The organism is Moraxella sp. K1664 (assembly GCF_039693965.1).
In the GTDB taxonomy this organism is placed as follows: domain Bacteria; phylum Pseudomonadota; class Gammaproteobacteria; order Pseudomonadales; family Moraxellaceae; genus Moraxella.
On the sequence record NZ_CP155576.1, the window covers coordinates 2,466,479 to 2,487,913 of the forward strand.

Annotated in this window: 12 protein-coding genes and 1 pseudogene; 7 read left to right on the plus strand and 6 right to left on the minus strand. The window is 41.6% G+C overall.

The annotated features are described in order from the left end of the window. Positions 1-3: 3 nt before the first annotated feature. On the minus strand, positions 4-1,083 hold the full coding sequence (gene prfA, locus AAHK14_RS11970) for a peptide chain release factor 1 (RefSeq protein ID WP_065256532.1): 1,080 nt from the start codon (positions 1,081-1,083) through the stop codon (positions 4-6). A 172-nt stretch (positions 1,084-1,255) separates the two neighbouring features. Between prfA and AAHK14_RS11975 the strand changes: the two are divergent. Beyond that, positions 1,256-6,173, plus strand: a pseudogene (locus tag AAHK14_RS11975) (type ISP restriction/modification enzyme). A 50-nt stretch (positions 6,174-6,223) separates the two neighbouring features. On the opposite strand, the gene trmA reads toward AAHK14_RS11975, so the two are convergent. Next, entirely contained in the window at positions 6,224-7,357 is a 1,134-nt protein-coding gene (gene trmA, locus AAHK14_RS11980; protein WP_065256533.1) for a tRNA (uridine(54)-C5)-methyltransferase TrmA, read from the minus strand. A gap of 56 nt (positions 7,358-7,413) precedes the next feature. Between trmA and AAHK14_RS11985 the strand changes: the two genes are divergently transcribed. Then, complete coding sequence (locus AAHK14_RS11985) at positions 7,414-7,980, plus strand: ATP-binding protein (RefSeq protein ID WP_083108232.1); 567 nt, start codon at positions 7,414-7,416, stop codon at positions 7,978-7,980. 185 nt (positions 7,981-8,165) lie between these two features. Here the strand turns inward: AAHK14_RS11985 and AAHK14_RS11990 are convergent, their stop codons facing one another. Beyond that, positions 8,166-9,311 (minus strand): beta-ketoacyl-ACP synthase III, encoded by a 1,146-nt coding sequence (locus AAHK14_RS11990; protein ID WP_065256536.1) that lies wholly within the window; start codon positions 9,309-9,311, stop codon positions 8,166-8,168. 200 nt (positions 9,312-9,511) lie between these two features. Between AAHK14_RS11990 and AAHK14_RS11995 the strand changes: the two genes are divergently transcribed. Further along, a complete protein-coding gene (locus AAHK14_RS11995) occupies positions 9,512-10,048 on the plus strand; it encodes a helix-turn-helix domain-containing protein (RefSeq protein WP_065256690.1) in 537 nt (178 codons plus the stop codon). A 2-nt stretch (positions 10,049-10,050) separates the two neighbouring features. Next, on the plus strand, positions 10,051-10,971 hold the full coding sequence (locus tag AAHK14_RS12000; RefSeq protein WP_264753555.1) for an IS3 family transposase: 921 nt from the start codon (positions 10,051-10,053) through the stop codon (positions 10,969-10,971). Positions 10,972-11,044: 73 nt separating this feature from the next. Here AAHK14_RS12000 and AAHK14_RS12005 read toward each other — a convergent pair whose 3' ends face one another. After that, complete coding sequence (locus AAHK14_RS12005; protein WP_065256294.1) at positions 11,045-15,856, minus strand: Ig-like domain-containing protein; 4,812 nt, start codon at positions 15,854-15,856, stop codon at positions 11,045-11,047. A 568-nt stretch (positions 15,857-16,424) separates the two neighbouring features. Here AAHK14_RS12005 and AAHK14_RS12010 point away from each other — a divergent pair. The 3 genes from AAHK14_RS12010 to dusA all read left to right on the plus strand — a co-directional run bounded on the left by AAHK14_RS12010 (position 16,425) and on the right by dusA (position 19,478). After that, a complete protein-coding gene (locus tag AAHK14_RS12010; RefSeq protein ID WP_065256295.1) occupies positions 16,425-17,819 on the plus strand; it encodes a DUF3482 domain-containing protein in 1,395 nt (464 codons plus the stop codon). 49 nt (positions 17,820-17,868) lie between these two features. Beyond that, positions 17,869-18,444, plus strand: coding sequence for an N-acetyltransferase (locus AAHK14_RS12015; protein WP_065256296.1), 576 nt, complete (start codon positions 17,869-17,871; stop codon positions 18,442-18,444). A gap of 62 nt (positions 18,445-18,506) precedes the next feature. Then, on the plus strand, positions 18,507-19,478 hold the full coding sequence (gene dusA, locus AAHK14_RS12020) for a tRNA dihydrouridine(20/20a) synthase DusA (RefSeq protein ID WP_065256297.1): 972 nt from the start codon (positions 18,507-18,509) through the stop codon (positions 19,476-19,478). Between the two features lie 50 nt (positions 19,479-19,528). On the opposite strand, the gene AAHK14_RS12025 is transcribed toward dusA, so the two are convergent. Both AAHK14_RS12025 and AAHK14_RS12030 read right to left on the minus strand, forming a co-directional pair. Then, a complete protein-coding gene (locus AAHK14_RS12025; protein ID WP_194092709.1) occupies positions 19,529-20,488 on the minus strand; it encodes a WG repeat-containing protein in 960 nt (319 codons plus the stop codon). After that, a complete protein-coding gene (locus AAHK14_RS12030) occupies positions 20,482-21,426 on the minus strand; it encodes a WG repeat-containing protein (RefSeq protein WP_194092708.1) in 945 nt (314 codons plus the stop codon). Before AAHK14_RS12030 ends, AAHK14_RS12025 begins: the two co-directional genes overlap by 7 nt. Positions 21,427-21,435: the final 9 nt, after the last annotated feature.

Here is a 21,435-nt window from a genome sequence, read left to right on the forward strand (position 1 = left end):
AATTTATTCCGCCCCCACACTCGCCATTAAATCGGCTTGGTGTTCACGCAAGAGTGCATCAAGCAATTCGCCCAAATCGCCTTCCATGATAGCGTCCAGCTTATAAAGCGTTAGATTGATACGGTGGTCGGTCATTCGCCCTTGTGGGAAATTATAGGTGCGGATACGCTCGGAGCGGTCGCCTGAGCCAACCAAATTTCGTCTCATGTCGCTTGTGGCATCAAGCTGGGCTTGGACTTTGGCTTGTTGGATTTTGGCAACAAGCATTTTCATCGCCTTGTCTTTGTTAGCATGCTGTGAGCGTTCTTGTTGGCACTCGGCAACCACGCCTGTGGGAATGTGCGTGATTCGCACGGCAGAATCGGTGGTATTGACGTGCTGACCGCCCGCCCCGCTTGACCGATAGGTATCAATGCGTAAGTCGGCAGGGTTAATCTCAACCGTGTCATCAAGCTCAATCTCAGGCATAATCGCAACCGTACAAGCGGACGTATGTACACGCCCTTGGCTTTCGGTGGCTGGCACACGTTGCACCCGATGAGCCCCACTTTCAAATTTGAGTCGCCCATACACGCCCACGCCCGACACTCGGGTGATGATTTCTTTGTAGCCCCCATGCTCGCCTTCGTTGGCGGATAGGACTTCCACTTGCCAGCCTTGGGATTGGGCGTATTTTTGGTACATACGGAACAAATCGCCACTAAATATCGCCGCTTCATCGCCTCCTGTCCCTGCTCGGATTTCCAAAAAGGCGGTCGCCTTGTCGTTGGGGTCTTTGGGGAGCATCATGACGTTGAGAATTTCGGTTAATTCGTCAATTTTGGATTTTGCTGTCTCAATCTCATCTTGTGCCAGCTCTTTCATGTCAGGGTCGCCAAGCATTTCGTTGGCGGTCGCCAAATCTTCTTCGGCTTGGCAAAACTTCCCCCAAACGTCCACAAGCTCGGACAAATCGCTATGCTCAACCGACAAGGCACGGAATTTTTTGCTGTCGGAAATGGTATCAGGGTCGGACAACAAGGCGGTAACTTCTTCAAATCTGTCCGCCATTTGGTCTAGGCGGTGGCGTAGGGATTCTTTCATGATGATGATTTAATTCTTTTAAAACAGGCTATTTTGCCATATTTTTAAAATTTTTGCATTAAGTTTTACCAATTTATTGGCATTTTTATCAATCGCAACCCCCCTTTCTTTTATCACCAAAAATCTGTTAAAATAAAAAATTTTCTTGACATATATACAGTAGGACTACAAAATGACCAACCAACCAACCAACCAACCAACCAACCAACCAACCAACCAACCAACCAACCAACCAACCAACCAACCAACCACATTATCGGACATTTTAGAGCAATATCAAACACTTTCTCACACTCAGCGTGAAAAAGGCACCTATTTTGAACGCTTGTGCATTGATTATCTTAGCACCGAAAATCATTACAAAACCCTTTATGATACCGTACTTCCCTTTACCGAATGGGTAAACCAGCATAAACCCGATTTCCCCAAAACTGATACAGGCATAGACCTTGTCGCCATTGGCAAGGACGACACATTCACCGCCATACAATGCAAAAATTATTCTGCCGATTATCACATTGCCAAATCTGACATTGACAGCTTTTTTACCGCATCTGGCAAGACAGATTTTAGCCACCGCCTTATCATCACCACAACTGACCATTGGACAGCAAACGCCCAAAATTCCCTTGAAAATCAACAAATCCCCGTCAATATCATCAGTCGTAGCGACCTTGAAAATAGTATCATTGACTGGTCAAAATACACCCCCAATCACACCCCTATACTGCACCCCAAAAAATCACTTCGCCCCCACCAGCTAGAAGCAAAAAATGCTGTCGCCAAAGGTTTTTCAACCGCCAATCGTGGCAAACTTATCATGGCGTGTGGTACAGGCAAAACCTTTACTTCTCTAAAAATTGCCGAGCAACAAGCAGGCGTTGGCAAGACGGTATTATTTTTAGTGCCGAGTTTGGCTTTATTATCGCAATCCTTGACCGAATGGACACAACAGTCCGACATACCCATTCATGCCTATGCCGTCTGTTCGGACAATGACGTTGGCAAACAAACCAGCGATGACATTCTCAAAACCCAAATTCACGAACTACAATACCCAGCCACCACCAACGCCCACGCCCTTAGCAAGGCGTTTGGCAATCGTACTGACACCGACAAAGATACGGTCATGACCGTGATTTTTAGCACTTATCATTCCATTGACGTTATCAGTCAAGCCCAGAAATTGGGCATGGGCGAATTTGACCTTGTGATTTGTGATGAAGCCCACCGCACCACAGGGGCAACTTTTGAAGGCGAAGCCGAAAGCCAATTTGTCCGCATTCATCATAATGATTTTATCCAAACCAAAAAACGCCTATACATGACCGCCACACCCAGAGTGTATAGCGATAGTGCCAAAAAGACCGAAGGCGTGGAGACGCTTTATTCTATGGATAATGCCGAGCATTATGGCGAGACCTTTTATACCATCAGTTTTAGCAGTGCCGTTCATCAGGATTTATTGGTGGATTATAAAGTGTTGGTACTGGCGGTATCCGAAAGCCATATCAATCGCCAATTAGAAAAACTGCTTAACGACAGTGGCAACGAATACAAGGTAGATGACGCTGCCAAAATTATTGGTTGCTGGAAAGCCCTATCCAAATATGGTGTAGAAAATGATTTGTCCGATGACAATTTGCCAATGAAACGAGCCGTTGCCTTTTGTCAAGTGATTGAAAAAGAATACAGGGGCAACAAACATAAAGTCAGCTCAAAAGCCATCAGCGAAATGTTTGGCAATGTCGTATCCGCCTATCAAGCACAAGAGATTGCCAACCTAAAAGACAAAGACAACCCAGACCAATCCCTAAAACTCATCTGTGAAGCTGAACACATAGACGGCTCTATGAATGCCAGCGAAAAACTTACCAAAATCAACTGGCTAAAAGCCCAAACGCCCGACAACACCTGCCGTATCCTATCCAATGTGCGTTGTCTGTCCGAAGGGGTGGACGTGCCTGCTCTGGATGCTGTGCTGTTTTTGACCGCTCGCAATTCTCAAATTGACGTGGTGCAATCGGTTGGGCGTGTCATGCGAAAAGCAGACGGCAAAAAACGGGGCTATGTCATTTTACCCATCGTCATTCCTGCAGGTGTAGAACCAGAAACCGCCCTTGATAACAACGAAAATTACAAAGTCGTCTGGCAGGTATTAAACGCCTTGCGTTCGCATGATGACAGATTTGATGCCATGCTCAACAAGTTAGAATTTGGGGCAAGTACGGACAAAATTGAAATCATCGACATTAGCAACAACATCAAACCCAGAACCAAAAAATCCACCAAAAAGACAGGGCGTGGCTCAAAAACCATTGGGGGTAAAGACGAAAAACCACCCGTACAAGGCGAATTGGATTTTAATATCAGCGACATTGAGCGAGCCTTAGTCGCCAAAATCGTCAAAAAATGTGGTAATCGTATGCACTGGCAAGAATGGGCAGAAAATGTTGCCAAAATTGCAAACACTCATACCGACCGCATTAAAGCCATATTAGAAAATGACAACAATCATATTCAAATCAATGCCTTTAATAAATTTGCTAATCAATTACGCCAAGATTTAAATAACACCACCACCGATAATGAAGCCATAGAAATGCTATCACAGCATTTAATCACCAAGCCTATATTTGATGCGTTATTTTCTGAGAGTGAATTTGCCAAATTCAACCCAATGTCCATTGCCTTAGATAAAGTGATAGACGCATTGGCACTGACCAATATTTCGGATAAAGAAACCAAAGAATTAAATGAATTTTATGATGCGATTGCCATTCGTGTCAGTGGCATTAAAGAACCTGCCCACCGCCAAAGAATCATTAAAGAACTTTATGATAATTTCTTTCGTACCGCTTTTCCAAAACTTGCCGAAAAAATGGGCATTGTCTATACACCCATAGAAGTGGTAGATTTTATCATTCATTCAGTAGAGCATATTTTACAGACCGAGTTTAATTCAAGTTTATCCAATAAAGGCGTACAAATCATTGACCCATTTACAGGCACAGGGACTTTTATCACAAGACTGCTACAAAGTGGCATTATCCCCACCAATCAACTGCCACAGAAATATCAAGAAATCCACGCCAACGAAATGCTTTTATTGGCTTATTATATTGCCGCCATCAATATAGAAAGCGTGTATCACAGCTTAATTATTGATGATTATAAACCTTTTACAGGCATTTGTCTGGCGGATACTTTTGCCATGTATGAAAATGATTTGGTCAGTCATAGCAATAACAGCGAACGCCAAAAACGACAAAAAGAACTGGATATTACCGTGATTATGGGAAATCCGCCTTATTCTGTTGGTAAAAAAAGTGCCAATGATAGTATTGAAAATATGAAATATCCAGTATTAGATAGTCGTATTGAAAAAACTTATGTTAACTTATCAAGCTCTGGATTAAAAAGAAATATGTACGACCCGTACACTCGTGCTATTCGCTGGGCAAGTGATAGAATTAGTGAAAAAGGAATTATTGGATTTATTACCAATTCTGGATTTATTGACTCCAAATCTGCCGATGGATTAAGACAATGTTTATCCAATGAATTTAGCTCATTATATGTTTTTAATTTGCGTGGCGATATTCGTGCAAAAACAGGAGATATTGCCAAAAAAGAAGGGCAAAATATTTTTAATATCATAACAGGTGTTGCTATTTCTATATTGGTTAAAAATCCAAATTCAAAAAATCAAGGGAAAATTAATTATTATGATATTGGAGATTACTTAAATCGCAAAGAAAAGTTAGAGATTATTGAAAATCTTGGTTCAATAAAGAATATCAAATGGGAAAATATTATCCCAAATACTTATCAAGATTGGATAAATCAGCGTAATGAGAATAGCAATTTTGAAAGATATATATCAGTCCACAATGACACTGGTATATTCTCATTATCATCATCAGGTGTTGTAACAAATAGGGATATTTGGGTGTGCAACTGCTCACAAACACAATTACATATCAACATTAAATCAATGATAGATTTTTACAATTCTGAACTAGAAAAATATCAAAAATCAGATAAAACGATTGATGTGTCAAATTTTATTGATTTAAATCCACAAAAAATCAGTTGGAGCAGAGCCTTAAAAAATCATCTATCAAAAGACAGAAAAGCAACCTTTGATAGCAAAAAGATCAGAAGTATTTTATACAGACCTTTTTAAACAAAAAATTTATTTTGATAAAATGCTCAATGAAATGCGATCCAATTTACCTAAAATTCTTCCAACTGAAAAACACAATAATCTTATAATTTTTATAAAACACAGATGGAAAAAGGAAGGTTTTTTGTCTATTATCTCAGATAAAATAATGGAAAACCAAGCAGACGGTGGTGGTATTTTATTACCGCTTTATATCTATGAATCCAATAACGATGGTAATTATACTCAAAAATCCGCCATTAGTGATGAAGCCTTAGCTCATTTTAAAGAATTTTATAATGGTGCAGAAATTAGTAAAGAATGTATCTTTTATTATATTTATGGATTACTCCATAGCACCGATTACCGTGAACGCTATGCCGATAATTTATCCAAACAATTACCACGCATTCCACGAGTCAAATCGGTAGATGACTTTTTGGCTTTTAGACAAGCGGGAAAAGAGTTGGCAAATTTACATCTAAATTATGAAAGCGTAGCAATGTATGACGGTGTAAAATTAGATGGTGGTATTAGTATTCACAATGATAAAATTATTGGTGGTAAAGACGATGATTTTTATGTGAGCAAAATGAAATTTGGCAAGCGTAAAAATACTGATACAGGCAAAAATGAAGACGATAAAACAGTGATTATTTATAATGATAATTTTACTGTAAGTAATATTCCATTACAAGCCTATGATTATATCGTCAATGGCAAATCGGCAATAGAATGGGTAATGGAACGCCAGTCCATTAAAACCGATAAAAACAGTGGTATCACCAATAATGCCAATGATTGGGCAATAGAGACGATGAATAATGCTCGCTATCCCTTAGAATTATTACTGCGTGTCATAACGGTAAGTATTGAGAGTATAAATATCGTGAATAATTTGCCCGGTCTTGTGATTGAGTAACATCATAAAAAGCGGATAAAATCTTTATCCGCTTTTATACTTTTTGAGCTTTATTTTTTACTAAGCCAAACCCCACTTTCAATATGATGGGTATAGGGAAATTGGTCAAATAAGGCAAAGCGTTTTATTTCGTGGGTATGATTTAAACATTGTAAGTTTTCAAATAAAGTATCAGGATTGCACGAGATATAAATGATATTATCAAAAGTTGCCAAAATCTTTAAGGTTTCATCATCAATCCCTGCTCGTGGCGGGTCGACAAAAACGGTATTAAAGTCATAAGATTTAATATCAATATCACTCTCGGCAAGTCGTCTAAATTCACGCTCACCATTATGGGCTTGGCTAAATTCTTGGGCGGATAGGCGAGCAATCGCGATATTAGAGATATTATTATAATCAATCGCCCATTTGGCAGAATTGACCGATGATTTTGCCATTTCGGTTGCTAGAACTTTATTAAAATATCTAGATAACGGCAAAGTAAAATTACCATTACCACAATATAATTCCAACAAATCATTTTTATCATGTTGGCTAATATTATCCGCCACATCACAGGCAAAGTTTAGCATATGACGACATACATGAGCATTGGGCTGGCTAAATCCGCCTTCTATTTGTTGATAATAAAAATCTTGGGGTTGTCCTTTAATATCCACACTCATTTTTTCAATGACAAAATCATCGCTTAATACCAACTTTTGTCCACGACTTCGCCCAATGAGTTTGATATTTAATTTATCCGCCAATGAATTTGCCAATGCTTGCCAGTTTTCATCTAACTTTTTATGATAAATGAGCGTAACGAGCATTTGCCCATGCAAGGTATTTAAAAAATCAATTTGAAATAATTTATCTTTTAATAGACTATGTTGTTTTAATTCATTTAATAAAACAGGCATTAGCTCGTTAATAGCACGACTGGCAATGGCAAAATCGTTAATCTCAATCACCTTTTTTGATTTACCGTCTCGCTCAAACATCGCATAAAACATATCGTCCGCCCCGTCTCGCTCGGTATGCCAAATTCTAAATTCGGCACGCTGGCGAAAATGACTCATCGGCGATTCATAGACTTCTAGGGCAGGCGGATTAAAGGGGGTGAATTGGGTGTCAATGCGGTCAATCTTGGCGGATAATTGGGCGTGGTACTCATCGTGCGTAAAGGCGGTGTGTGTCATGGCGGTATCATTACAAATAAAACCGCCATTTTATAAAAATATTCGCCAAAAAGCAAATGGCACGCTATAATGGTGCTTTTGTTAATCACACTCTATTTATCCAAATGACCGTCAAAAAAATCCTGCTTATCGGTGCCGAATGCACTGGCAAATCCACGCTCGCCCACGCCCTAGCGGACAAATACCACACCACTTACACGCCCGAATACCTGCGGACTTATCTAGAACAAAAGCCAACAGGTTATGTCTGCACTTTTGATGATTTAACACCCATCGCACAAGGGCAAATGGACAGCGAAAAGCGTGCGGTTGCTACCGCCCATCGCTATTGTTTTATAGATGCGTCATTATTGCTACTGCATATTTATAGTCAGTATTATTTTAATAAAACGCCTGATATTATTTTAAAGCATTTAAATAATCAATATGATTTAATTTTAGTAACCGATGAAATTGGCATTACATGGATAGATGATGGCATGAGAGATTTACCCAATGGGCGTGAACAAATGCGACAAACGATTATTAAAGAATTAGAAAACCGCCAATTACATTATCACACCATTTCGGGTAATTTGGAGAATAGAATAAAACAAGTTAGGGAATTATTAAAAGGTCTTTAATTTTATAAATTTAATAACAATAAAAAGAGCGAAAATAATCCGCTCTTTTTATTATAAATAATTAATTTATTATTGTTAATTAACCCTTTGGATAGATTTGTAGCGGTAAATTGCAATTTTCCCTATGTCATGGCATTGACTTTTGGGCGAATAAATTACCCCCACACGTTCATATCACAAATTTATCACACCTTCTTAACAATCACCGAACCAATCGAATACCCTGCCCCGAATGAGCAAATCACCGCCAAATCACCGCTGGCAATGCCATCTTGACAACGATGAAAGGCAATCATCGGACTTGCCGAACTGGTATTACCAAACTCATCAATGACAATCGGAGCAATGGATTTATCCGCATCTTTACCCATAACAGTGCGTAAAATCAGGTCAATCATGTTAATGTTGGCTTGGTGTAGCCACAGTTTTTTGACTTTGTCGGTGCTGATATTATTTTCTGCCAAATGCGTGCTGATGATTTCAGACACTTTGGGGCAAACTTCACGGAATACTTTACGCCCTTCTTGTAAGAATAATTTGTCCGTAACAGGCTCGTCTAGGTCAGGATACATGGACGTTTTGGCGTGCAAAAATTCACTTCTGTCCATAAAGCCAAATTCATTTTTGATGTTGGTTGAAAACTGCGTCCACAGCTTGCTATCTAGCACTTCATAGCCTTTTGGCGTGTCGGTCTCTTCGATAATAGTCGCCGCCGCCACGTCCCCAAAGATAAAGTGGCTATCACGGTTACGCCAGTTTAGATGAGCGGACGTAATCTCGACATTGACCACGGCAATGCGTTTGGCAAGCCCTGCCTTGATAAAACCGACCGCTTGGGCGATACCAAAAGTTGCTGCACTACACGCCACGTTAGTATCAAAGGCAAATCCGCCCACCATACCCACCGCCTGCTGAATCTCAATGGCAATGGCAGGATAGACACGCTGAAAGTTGGAGCAAGCACAGATAATGCCGTCCAAATCTTTGCCTTCCAAGCCTGCATTAGCTAAGGCTTGATTGAGTGCGTCCGTTCCCATCTCTGCCATGATAGACAGCTCTTCGCCAAGTTTACGGGCAGGGAAAATCGGTGCCATGATATTTGGGTCTAAAATGCCTTTTTTATCAATGACATAGCGAGACTTGATGCCTGACGCCTTTTCGATAAATTCTGCGGTAGAATGCTGTAAAGCGACCTTTTCGCCAGATTCAATGGCTTGGGCGTGGGCTTCATTATAATTGTCCACATAAGTATTAAATGCCGTTACCAACTCTTCATTGGTGATTTTGTCTTTGGGAATGTGTAGCCCTGTGGCGGTAATGCAGATGGTCATGGATACTCCATTTTTGTTTTGAAAAATTTGGTTACAGTTTAGCACACTTTTACCCAAAAAAATAGCATACATTTGTAAGCTATTTGTCATTGTTGCTTATCGGTATTGTTAAGATGGTGGGATTTTTCATGGTAAAATAATAAGGGCAAATCTGAACCGCACCCCAAAAGTTAGACACACTAACCTTTGGGGTGCTTTTTATGGCAAAATACACAACCGACTTTAAACTGTCTGTGATTGGGTATTATCTTAATCATCATGGCTACAAACAAACCGCCAAACACTTTAATCTAAACCACACAACCGTAGAGCTATGGGTTAAACTCTATCAAGCACATGGCATTGATGGCATAAAAAGACGACACACAAAGGCTGTCTATGACACAGATTTTAAGCTTAATGCCGTTCAAGCCATACAACAGGGCAAATCGCTTACACAACTTGCCATAGAGCTTAATCTGCCACAACCTTCTTTACTGTCAACTTGGTTAAAGTCCTACCAAGCCTTTGGTATAATGGGACTAATACCCAAACCCAAAGGCAAAAAAGCAATGTCAAACAAACACAACGCTAATAAAACCAAATCAACTTGGAAAACCAAACAAGACCACGAAAAAAGTGTGGATGATTTGCTTGATGAACTTGCCTATCTTAGAGCAGAGAATGACTATCTAAAAAAGCTAGATGCCTTAATTCGTCAAAAGGAACAATCAGTACAAACAAAGAACAAGTCCTGATCATCCAAGAATTAAGGCATAAGCACAAACTTGCTGACTTATTGGCAGTGTCAAACTTGCCAAGAAGTGTGTTTTATTACCACATTCGTCAAAGTACAAAGCCTGACAAAGACCTTGACTTAAAAGAACACATTAACCACATCTACCACCAACACAAGGGCAGGTATGGTTATCGTAGAATCACATCAGAGCTTAACAATCAGCTTGCCCAAAAAGGCATGGTCATTAATCATAAACGAGTGCAACGACTGATGGCTAAACTTGGACTCAAAGCATTGGTTCGTCGTCAACGTAAGTTTAATACTTACAAAGGCACAATGGGCAAAGATACCATTCAGGACAATATACTCAAAAGAGACTTTAAAGCAGACAAACCCAATCAAAAGTGGGCAACAGACATCACAGAGTTTAAAGTACAAGACAAGGCAAATGATGGCAGTGTCATTCAAAGAAAACTCTACCTATCGCCCATCATCGACTTGTTTAATGGTGAGATTGTCAGTTATACGATGAAGGACAGACCAACGTATGAGTTGGTCAAAGAGATGTTAAATGATGCCCTATCCAAGCTAAGCCAAGAAAAGATGGATGACAAACCCATCATTCATTCAGACCAAGGCTGGCACTATCAAATGCACCAGTATCAACAAACCCTAAAAGAACAAGGCTTAACCCAAAGCATGTCAAGAAAAGGCAATTGTTTGGATAATGCTGTGATAGAGAGCTTCTTTGGTACGCTAAAACAAGAGATATTTTATGAGACAACCACATTTACATCAACAGATGAACTTAAACAAGTGATTGATGAGTACATACACTACTACAATCATGATAGAATAAAGAGCAAATTAAAAGGACTAAGTCCTGTTAAGTACAGAAACTTAGTCCAATTAGGGTTAATACAACCACTTGCAACAACCTAACCTTTAATCTTATGTCTAAGATTTGGGGGTCGGTTCATCTTCTTTGCCCTTATAAAAAACCGCCCATCAAACCTTATAAAATAAAGTTATCAAGCTTAACTTCAAACACCCCTTCCACCTTGGCAAAATCAATGGCATCTGCACCACCTTCGCCATCGGCGTCATAGGATAGGACTTTGGTGTCTTTGTTGTAAGTGATACGCTCGGTTAGGGTGCTTGCGTCCACATCAAAGACCGCTTTGTCAAGTTTGATTTTGTCGCCCGTCTCAAAGTCGGTAATGGTATCCATCGTGCCATTTAGCAGGGTACTAAACACAAAAATATCATCGCCATCGCCCCCTGTCAAAATGTCCGCCCCCAAACCGCCAATTAAGGTATCGTTCCCTGCCTTGCCAATTAGGGTATTGCCCATGTTGTTGGCGGTCAGTACGTTGTCAAGCTCGTTGCCTGTGGCGGTTTTGGCGGTAATACCAATCAAAGTCAGGTTTTCAAGCTCCTGCCCATTTAGGTCAAAATCAACATGACTAAACACGCTGTCCACCCCTTCGCCTGCAAGCTCGGTAATGCTATCGCCTGTGCTGTCGATGATGTAAGTGTCGTCCCCGACCCCGCCGATGAGCGTATCATTGCCAAGCCCGCCATCTAGCACATCATTGCCAAGCCCGCCACGAATGGTATCGCCCCCTGCTCCGCCAAAGATGTGATTGTCCGCATCGTTGCCTGTCAATGTGTCGGCATATTCCGAGCCAATCAAATTCTCAATCTGTGTGCCATAGCCAATAAAAGCCTGACCTTGGGTGTAGTTGTTAAATTCTTTGGTCTTGTCGGTCTTTTTGAGGCCATAGACAATCGTATCGTTTGCCCCAAGCCCAAAATAATCTGCTATGGTAAAGCTTTTTTTGCCAGCAATGGCAAAATTGCGATGCAATTTATCGCCCACATAAATCCACGAACCAGGAGTAAGATTAACATTCACGCCTTGGGTTTCTTTGGATGCATCAAAGGTGTCCACACCATCACCATCCCAAATATAACGGTCACCATCACTTAGTACGGTGTTATAATTTTTAAAGGTATAGACATCATCACCTGAGCGTGCATTTCTATTAACCCCAAATTGGCGGTGAATGTGTGCCAAATCATACATTCTAAGACCACCCAAATTTATGTGCATATTATGGTTCATAGAGACATTATAAGACATCACCGAAAATTCCAAACCATCCTCTGGCAGATAGTCGCCCTTAAAGTTATCATGAGTGTGTCTCATATTAAGCGTATGTCCAATCTCATGCAAGGCAATATAATAATTAAAGGGGTTGTGTTCACTTTGGACATCAGTATAACGATTTGACCACCAAATATTGCCACTGTGATAGGCAAATGCTGAACTGTTGGCATAATTGCCTGCTAAATCAGCCGAAAACAGATTGGTATTGGCTTCAAAAGCATCATCCACTTCCATAAATTCAACATTGGCGTATTTGGCATACTCACCATACGCCTTACGGACAATGGCTTTCATGTGCTCATTGTATGCTTTTAGTGTATTTACTTTGGCGAAGTTTTCGCCCTGCACTCCGCCATTTTTGCTTTTTAATTTTTCAAAATCCTCTGGTGTGGCAAAATGGTATTTAATTACAGGTTTTTCGCTATTATCATAACCACCCACATCAATACCAAATGCCTTTGAATTCATGCCATTAGTGCTTAGATAACGAACAAAATAAGGCATCTCAAAATTTGGGTCGGTGTGGTCAGTACTGGCAGGTTCTGTGATTGGTGGTTTTTTTATGGTAAAATTTTTTAGGGCACGCTTGGTATTAATAAAGCGTTCGGTATCTTGCACCGTAATGGCATTACCTGCTAGGTCTTGTGTGGTCAAACTTGCAACGACAAGATTATCATCATCTTTGTCCAAATCTGAGGTTTTTACCATCGTCTTAAAGCCTTTGTCCATTCCTACAACGGCTGTATACTTAACTCCTGCCACATCAATACTTACCACATCATTGGGCTTAATATTGCCTGACACCACGCCACTAATCATAGACATCGGCTCGCCAGATATCGCTACACGATAATCACCATCTGCATTTTTGCTCAAATAAGGACTATCAATATTCACGCTTTTGACAACATCAGATGGTTTGGTAAATTGTTTGGTAATTGTCGTGGTGATTTGTTCACCCACCATAAACCGCCCCATGTCAAAATCAGTTAATTGATAGAATCTGGGGTCATAGACAAATTCATAATCCAACACCTGTCCATTTAGATGTTGCAATTCATCAAAAGGCACATCAAAGTAAAACCTACCTTCTTTTAGTCCAGAATAATAAGTTTTATCACCAATTTTGACGCTCACATGACGTACCGCCAAGTGATTCATGCCCATGCCAAAGTGTCCTGTAAATTCAAATTGTCCGCCAATTCTAACAATTGACTCTTCTTGGGCAACATTTAGCCCAAAATCGTCATCAATATTGGTAATGTCAATTTTGGCAGCGACATTGGCACTTACCTTGTATGTCAAATCAGCTCTTGCTTTGGCGTTGTTTTGTCCTGTGGTAGTGGCCCAAATAGTGTAAGTTGGCACATCTTTTAGCACACTTGCCAGTATGGGCAATTTAAATACACCATCGGCATTGGTGGTTGTCTCAAATTTTTGCCCACCAATGCTTAGAGTAACAGGCTGACCAGGCAGTCTATCCACCCCTGTAACTTTACCTGTAATAACAACCTCACCTGCAACTTCGCTTTCATTGATGAGGTTGTCGGTGGTGATGGGATCAAGGGTAATTGCTAGCTCCTTGGATTGTACCGTATAGCTAACGGTATCGCTTACGGTGGCGGTATTACCCACACGATTTTTAATATTAAGGGTAGCGGTCAAAGACTTGGTGCTGTCTTTGGCTAAAATGTCAGCAGGTACGGCAACCAAAAATATGCCTTGGGCATTTAGTTTGGTAGGGTAGGTGCTATTACCAATACTTATCACCACATCATCTTGACCATTGTAGTCGCCCACTGCACGACCTGTAATGATGATATTACCATTACTGTCGCCTGTACGTTCTGTTTCGTCAATGATACCATCATTGGCAATCGGATCAAGTTTAATGGCAACCTGTGGAGTAGTTAGGTTGACATCATAACTCTTTTGATGGCTCACAGTTGCCACATTACCCGCCCTATCTTGGACAGTAACCTGAGCGATAACCTGTGTTTCCTTAACCAAATCTGCCATGGAGACATTGGCAGTATAGGTATTTAAATTGCCTGTCTTTATGGCGGTATAGGGTATACCATTCACCATCAAGACAACAGAGATAACCATCTCATCTGCCCCCAAATCATTCACTACAACCGACAACACGGCGCTATTTTGGGTAATATCGTTTTGATTGATAATATTATCATCGGTAATGTTATCAATCTGTATCGTAGGAGTGGGTGCATCCATATCCACACTGTATGTCTTTTCGGTACTGGCAGTGGCGGTATTTTTAGCATTATCCACAACAGTTACGGTAGTTTTGATGGTGTTATTGCCCGCTCTTACCAAATCGATGGTCGGAAAATTTACCGAGAACTCGCCATTTGCTTGAACTTTGGCATAAATCTCTTTCCAATCTGTACTAGCACAGGTACTACAAGAACACGCCACAAGCACATTTTGCCCTACAGGCACGTCCGTTACCTTCCCACTAATGGTGATGGTATCCTGCTTGCTTTCTGACTTATTTATAATATTATCCCCTGCAATATCGTCAAGGGCAATGGTTGGCGTGGCAATCTTAGTTTGCACGCTCACATTCTTAGAAAATGTGGCAGTGGCGGTATTATCATGCTCATCATGGGAGGTGATGGTTGCACGGATTGTTTTGTGATTAATAAGGGCAACAGTATCAACAAATGCACTAAATTTACCATCAACAATTTTAGTGGTTGCAACCGCTTTACCAATCGTCAATGTCAGAATCTCGCCATCGTTCACATTCTGAACTGACCCCATAATAAGCGTAGTTGGGTCTTGGCTTTCTGCTAAGTTGATGATATCATCTTGGGCAATTAGGTCAAAGCTAATGGCAGGTTTATCCACATGCGTATCTACAAGATAAGCTGTTTGGGCGGTAGCGGTAGTTGTTTGGTCTGTCGTGGTGGCAGTGATGGCAACGGTGATGGTGTGCGTGCCTTGGGCATATGCCAACGTTTGCCCATCCAATGCTAATGCCCAGGTCGTGCCTTGAATGGTTGCTTGATGAGCCACGCCATTGATTGTCAAGGCAATTTGGACGGCAGCGTTCGGATTTGAAACCTCAAATGTACCAGATAAAACAATATCTTCATCCAAGATTTTTTGGGTAATTGTACCCACATCATGAATGGTGACTGCTGTTGTTAAAGGTTTAGGAGAGATAGGTGCAAGGTCAGCATTTGGTAAATGCCCATCATCTGACTTGGCGATGCCCACCACCAAAGCTGCCGCCCCACCAATCATCGCCAGTTTAGTTCCAGCAGTTGCATACCAAGGTGTACTTACCACATCTGCCATCTCACTTACGGTTGGCACGGCAAGTTTGATATCAGTAGGGCTAAAAGGGTTACTCATGTCAGCCAAATACTCTAAATCGTTTGCAGGATACGCCACAGGGTGTACATTGTAATATTTTTCAAGTACAAGCTCAACCGCCTCACCTACTTCGTCAAACACCCACAAATCATCTCCTACTCGCTTAGTCTTTGGTTTTTGGATGGGACGATTTTGTTTGTCTATCAGTTGATACTGTGCATCGGCATCGACCAACATTTTAACAGTCCGACTCTGAGATATGGCGATGGCTGATGTTTGGGTGGGGGTTTTGACAAGTAACGTTTTCATAAAAATACCTAAAACTAATGATGGATGAGTTGTATTATAGCAAGTTTTATGCCAATATTTTTTGATATTTTTAAAATTTCACTTTATTTTATTTAAATCAATGAATATCAAGCTACATTTCTATCAAAAATAAAATACAATTGTAGCATTAAACTTTCTGAAAAACCCTAATTTTATTAAATTCATATTTCTCACAAAAGCTTTCAATACGGATAATCGGATTGTTGCTCATCAGTTTTGTAGGAAGCCTATTAAAATCAACCATGCTTGCCCACCAAGTGCGATGATATGATGGTAGGCACGCTCATGGATATCTGTTATAAGATAACAAATACATGCACAAGCATACATCAAATCTCTTAAAATGATATTAGAAATGGTAAAAACAAAAGAAAAGTCACATTCCCCAAACTGATTTCAAATCAGCTTTTCATCATTTAAAAAGCCATTCTCACGTTTTTGATGATTTACCACAAGCTGACAACTAATTTTTATCAAAAACTCATCATCTCTATCATTCTTTTTCCATTTATTTTATAATAAAGCCAATTTATCACGACCGTTCATTATGTCACACCAACCTGCCACGCCCATCAAACTCATCGTCATCGGACACACCAATGTCGGCAAAACATCACTCATGCGAACCTTGCTCCGAGATGGCGAATTTGGCGAAGTCAAAAATGCGTCCGCCACCACCCGCCATGTCGAAGCCGTCACGCTCTACGCCAACGATGGCAAGCCTTTGATTGCCCTGCATGACACCCCCGGACTAGAAGACGGCTCGGGTGTGATGGATTTTTTGCATGAACACACCGATGGGCGAGCCGATGGTGTGGAACGTTTGCAAGCCTTTTTAAGGGCGGTCGCAAGCAGTGACCCCAAACTGGGCGATGATTATAGTCAAGAAGCCAAAGTCATCAACGCCCTACTCTCTGCCGATGTCGCCATTTATGTCGTGGACGTGCGTGAGCCTGTGCTGTCCAAATACAAGGACGAACTGGCGATTTTGGCAAGCTCGGGCGTGCCTGTACTGCCTGTGTTTAACTTCATCAAAGATGAGCGAGCGAACTTCGATGACTGGCGTGAGACTTTATCACGACGGGCGTTGCATGCTTATCAGCCTTTTGATACCATCGCTTTTGACTTTGCCAGCGAGATGGCGTTATGGGACAACCTAGGCACGCTCACCCATCATCCTGTCTTTGCTACCTTAAAGCACGAACGCACCGAGTTGTGGCAGGACATGGCGGAGACAGGCAGTTTGGTGATTGCTGATTTTCTGGTTAATGTGGCAAGTTTTCACAAAAAAATCGGGGAAGATGACGACCCCGCACCCACACTCACCACCATGCAACACGCCACCCGTCAAGCCTTTGATATCATGCAACAAAAGCTGTTGGATTTGTATAAATTTTATCATGTGCAGACCGAGCATGGCGAATTTGCCGTCACAGGTGCCGAGCAGGATATTTTCGACAGTGAACTGCTTGCCCGTTATGGCATTCGCACCGCCAGTGGTAGCATGGCAGGCATGATAGTCGGGGCAGGCATTGATGTGGCGACCCTTGGGGCAAGTCTGGGGCTAGGTACTGCCATTGGGGGCGTGCTTGGTGGACTGCTACCTAACAGCGGTACCATCAAGGATAAAGCCATGGGCGTTAAGACCCTGACCATCAACGATGAGACACTTGCCCTGCTCGCCATCCAAAGCCAAAACCTACACTACACCCTACGCCACTTAGGACATGCCAGCCTTGACATCATTAGCACTCATCATCATGACACGTTGGTGTGGCAAGCAGGCAAGCTCGCCGCACCACTTAAAAAAGCTCGTGCCTATCCGCATTATAGCAGTCTGGACGGGCGTTATGATGACAAAAAAGCCGTCCGCTCCGAGCTGTCGGACAAGCTAAGTGACACCCTACTAACCCATCTGGACAACATGGAAAAATCACGCTAACGCCACGCCTGCCCTATCGGCAACACCCACCACAAATCAAGGACACATCATGACCACATCCGCCCCAACCATCCGCCCCGATGACATCCGCCTACGCCAAGCTGACATTAGCGACGCTCAAGCTCTGGTCGCACTCCTAGACCGCTGTTACCGCAACGATGAAGGCTGGACAAACGAAAGTCAGCTCATCGGTGGTATTCGCACCACCTTAGCCGAGATAGAAAAGACCATCACTGCCGATGGGTCGTATGTCTTTGTGTTTGAGCCAGAGATTGATGGCAACAAGCAAATCTTAGCATGTATCGGAGTGCAGTTTACCACCATGCACGACAAAAATGTCGCCTACATCGGCACCTTTGCCGTCTCGCCCGAACTCCAAGGCAAAGGCGTGGGCAACACCCTACTGACAGCGGTCGAGACCTTCGCAGGGCGACATGCCACACGCCACGCCCTAGACGGCTGTGCCATGTCCATCCTATCGCACCGCCCCGAACTGCTCGCCTACTACGAACGGCGTGGTTATCAGCTCACGGGCGAGAGCATGCCTTTTCCTGATGACGGCAATAATGGCAAGCCCAAGCGAGATGATTTGGCGTTGCATTGGTTATTCAAACCCATGCCCTAAAATCATGAGCGAATAAAACAGCCGTGAACCATCTGCCTAATACAACCACAAGATTTTACCAAATGATTGATTTTAAAGAAAATAAACGTATCAGCCTTGCCCCTATGATTGACTGGACGACAGCCGATTTTCGCTATTTTGCACGGCTCTTTAACCGTCATATACATCTGTACACCGAGATGATAAGCACGAGTGCCATTTTAAAGGGCGACACTGAGTATATTTTGCGATATGATGACAGCGAACACCCTGTGGTGTTACAGCTTGGTGGGTCAAATCCGACAGAGATGGCACACTGCGTACAGATTGCTGACAAGATGGGCTATGATGAATTTAATATCAATGTTGGTTGTCCGTCCGACCGTGTTCAGCATAACAAAATCGGGGCGTGCCTTATGGCAGAGCCAAACATCGTGGCGGGTATGGTGCGTGCGATGAAAGGCGAGACCGACAAGCCCGTTACCGTCAAGCACCGCATTGGTATTGACACGTTTGATAGCTATGAGTTTATGCGTGATTTTGTGGGGACTGTGGCGGATGCTGGGTGTACGCACTTTATTGCCCATGCTCGTATCGCATGGCTCAACGGCTTATCTCCCAAAGAAAACCGAGAAATCCCGCCCCTACGCTACGATGATATTTACCGCCTAAAAACAGAATTTCCCCATCTTTTTATAGAAATCAATGGCGGTGTGGACAATCTTGATGGCATCAAAACCCACCTAACCCATGTGGACGGCGTGATGATAGGACGAGCGTTTTATCATAATCCCATGCTGATGGGGGCGTGCAATGAGTTTTGGGGCGAGCCTATCCCAACGCACCGTGAAATCCTAGAAAATCTCTACCCTTATCTTGAAAAACGAGCCGAGCAAGGGGCGAATTTGGCAACCTTGACACGGCATTATCTAGGGCTATTTCAAGGCTTGACAGGGGCGAGAAAATGGCGACAAGATTTGAGCGGTAAGCGAAATCTCAGCGTGGACGACATCAGGCGAGCAGGCGAGAGCGTGCTTAGCCAAAATGGGCTTTGATGAAGTCATTGCCCAGTCATTACCCAATAATTGCTTAGCCATTACCCGTCTTATCTATTTGCCAATATCTTGCCTGCCTTATTTATGGTAATGGTCTCATCACCAAGATACATCTCTTCGGTCGCCCCATATGACTGCGTGATGAAGTCATATTTGACAGGGAAAATCTCCTTACCCGTGATATCAAGCAGTCCATAGTACTGCTTATCACCGATTTGCTTTGCCACCCTTATTGTTGTCGCCCCAAAACTTGACAAGTCATCAAACTCCATCTGAGTCAATGCCACGCCTTTTTTATCCACCAAGCCATACTTATTATCACCATCGCTTGATTTGCTCACGCCAATCGCCCCATTATCCAAAATCCATAAACCTTCATGTACAGGAGCAATGATTTCTTGGTAATGCTCATCAAGCAAGCCCCATTTACCTTGTCTTAAAACAGGTATCATGCCATATTTTAACTCATCCATGTCATCATATATGAATTTGGTCAAAGGCTTATTTTGTTCATTGATTAACGCCCATTTATCATTTTTTTGAACTGCCCATAGGGTTGGCGTGATAAATTCAATCTTTTGATAATCAAATCCCGTCATGGCTTTGTCATATTGATACAATGCCACTTTATCATCTTTTTTGACAATAAAAAATGACATGTCAGGCGAATAAATATCATCAAAATCAAAAGGCAATAGCAAATTCATGTTTTTATCAACCACGCCTGCATGATGTTTATTTTTTAAAATATAATAATCCTCCGTCATAACCCCACCATGAAAAGTTTTATCAATTTGATAATCAAGCTCAAATATCAGCTTGCCTTGATTGTCAATAATACCATATCTATCATCATCTGCTGGCATGGTTTCATCTTGATTTAAACGCTTATTTTTTACTGTAAAATATTTATCGTTTAATACAAATATGTCATCAAAGCGATGAAAAGGGACGATTTCTTTTAATTCGTGATTAACCAATGCCGTTGGATAACCTTCTTCATTTAACAAAGTTGCGATGTATATAGGACGGTTGTTATTATCATAAAGAAAGTTGCGATGTATATAGGACGGTTGTTATTATCATAAAGGTTGCTTGGAAGGTGCAATCTCATGTCCTTTTTTAAAATATCGCCATTAAAATTTGCAATAAAAGAATCATCATCCAAGGTTAATATTAAATAATGCTCATCCACATATTCGATATTATCGTATTTTATGGGAATGACGACATTACCCATGCGGTCAATCGCACCTTCTTTATCATTTTTAGTGACAATATTTAGCCCATGTTCAAAACCCTCAACAAAATCATAATACTGATAATCAATGGCAAACTCTCCTTCTTTATTGATATAGCCAAACTTGCCATTCTTTTTAACCATAAAAAGCCCATCATTAAAACTCATCCCCATTGATGAGATGTCTTTTGGCACATCAAATACCTTATTGCCTTTTTCATCAATAAAATAATAATCACGACCTTTGCCATCCGCTCTTTTTTGTACAACCCAAGCCAAACCTTCTGAAAACCTCCAAGCATCATCATAGATAAAATCAATGACCGTTTCGCCTTGTCGATTGATATAGCCAAATTTACCATTTGATTTGGCTAAGATAAGATTGTCATCTTTTTCAAAGATACCGATATGTTCATACTTAAAAGGCAGTTTTATGCGACCGTCTTCATCAATTAATCCTGTTTTACCATTCACGACCATGTCAATCCCTCTGCCATATTCATATAATAAATCCACCTTGGCAAATAAAACATTACCCTGCTTATCTACGACGCTATAATATTCATAATCGTGATTGCGTTCTATCAGATTGCCAACACAGCGAAAATCGGTTATGGGTTCGTCCAAGGGCTTTTCATAAATGCAGTGAGCATGGGCGAACATTGCCATACATAAGCCAATGATGATACAGAGTGATTTTTTTATCATGATTTGTCC

Bases quoted from the DNA above. Each gene is read 5' to 3' on its own strand.
- prfA (WP_065256532.1), bottom strand. From the start codon at position 1,083: ATGAAAGAATCCCTACGCCACCGCCTAGACCAAATGGCGGACAGATTT.
- trmA (WP_065256533.1), bottom strand. From the start codon at position 7,357: ATGACACACACCGCCTTTACGCACGATGAGTACCACGCCCAATTATCC.
- AAHK14_RS11985 (WP_083108232.1), top strand. From the start codon at position 7,414: ATGGCACGCTATAATGGTGCTTTTGTTAATCACACTCTATTTATCCAA.
- AAHK14_RS11990 (WP_065256536.1), bottom strand. From the start codon at position 9,311: ATGACCATCTGCATTACCGCCACAGGGCTACACATTCCCAAAGACAAA.
- AAHK14_RS11995 (WP_065256690.1), top strand. From the start codon at position 9,512: ATGGCAAAATACACAACCGACTTTAAACTGTCTGTGATTGGGTATTAT.
- AAHK14_RS12005 (WP_065256294.1), bottom strand. From the start codon at position 15,856: ATGAAAACGTTACTTGTCAAAACCCCCACCCAAACATCAGCCATCGCC.
- AAHK14_RS12010 (WP_065256295.1), top strand. From the start codon at position 16,425: ATGTCACACCAACCTGCCACGCCCATCAAACTCATCGTCATCGGACAC.
- AAHK14_RS12015 (WP_065256296.1), top strand. From the start codon at position 17,869: ATGACCACATCCGCCCCAACCATCCGCCCCGATGACATCCGCCTACGC.
- dusA (WP_065256297.1), top strand. From the start codon at position 18,507: ATGATTGATTTTAAAGAAAATAAACGTATCAGCCTTGCCCCTATGATT.
- AAHK14_RS12030 (WP_194092708.1), bottom strand. From the start codon at position 21,426: ATGATAAAAAAATCACTCTGTATCATCATTGGCTTATGTATGGCAATG.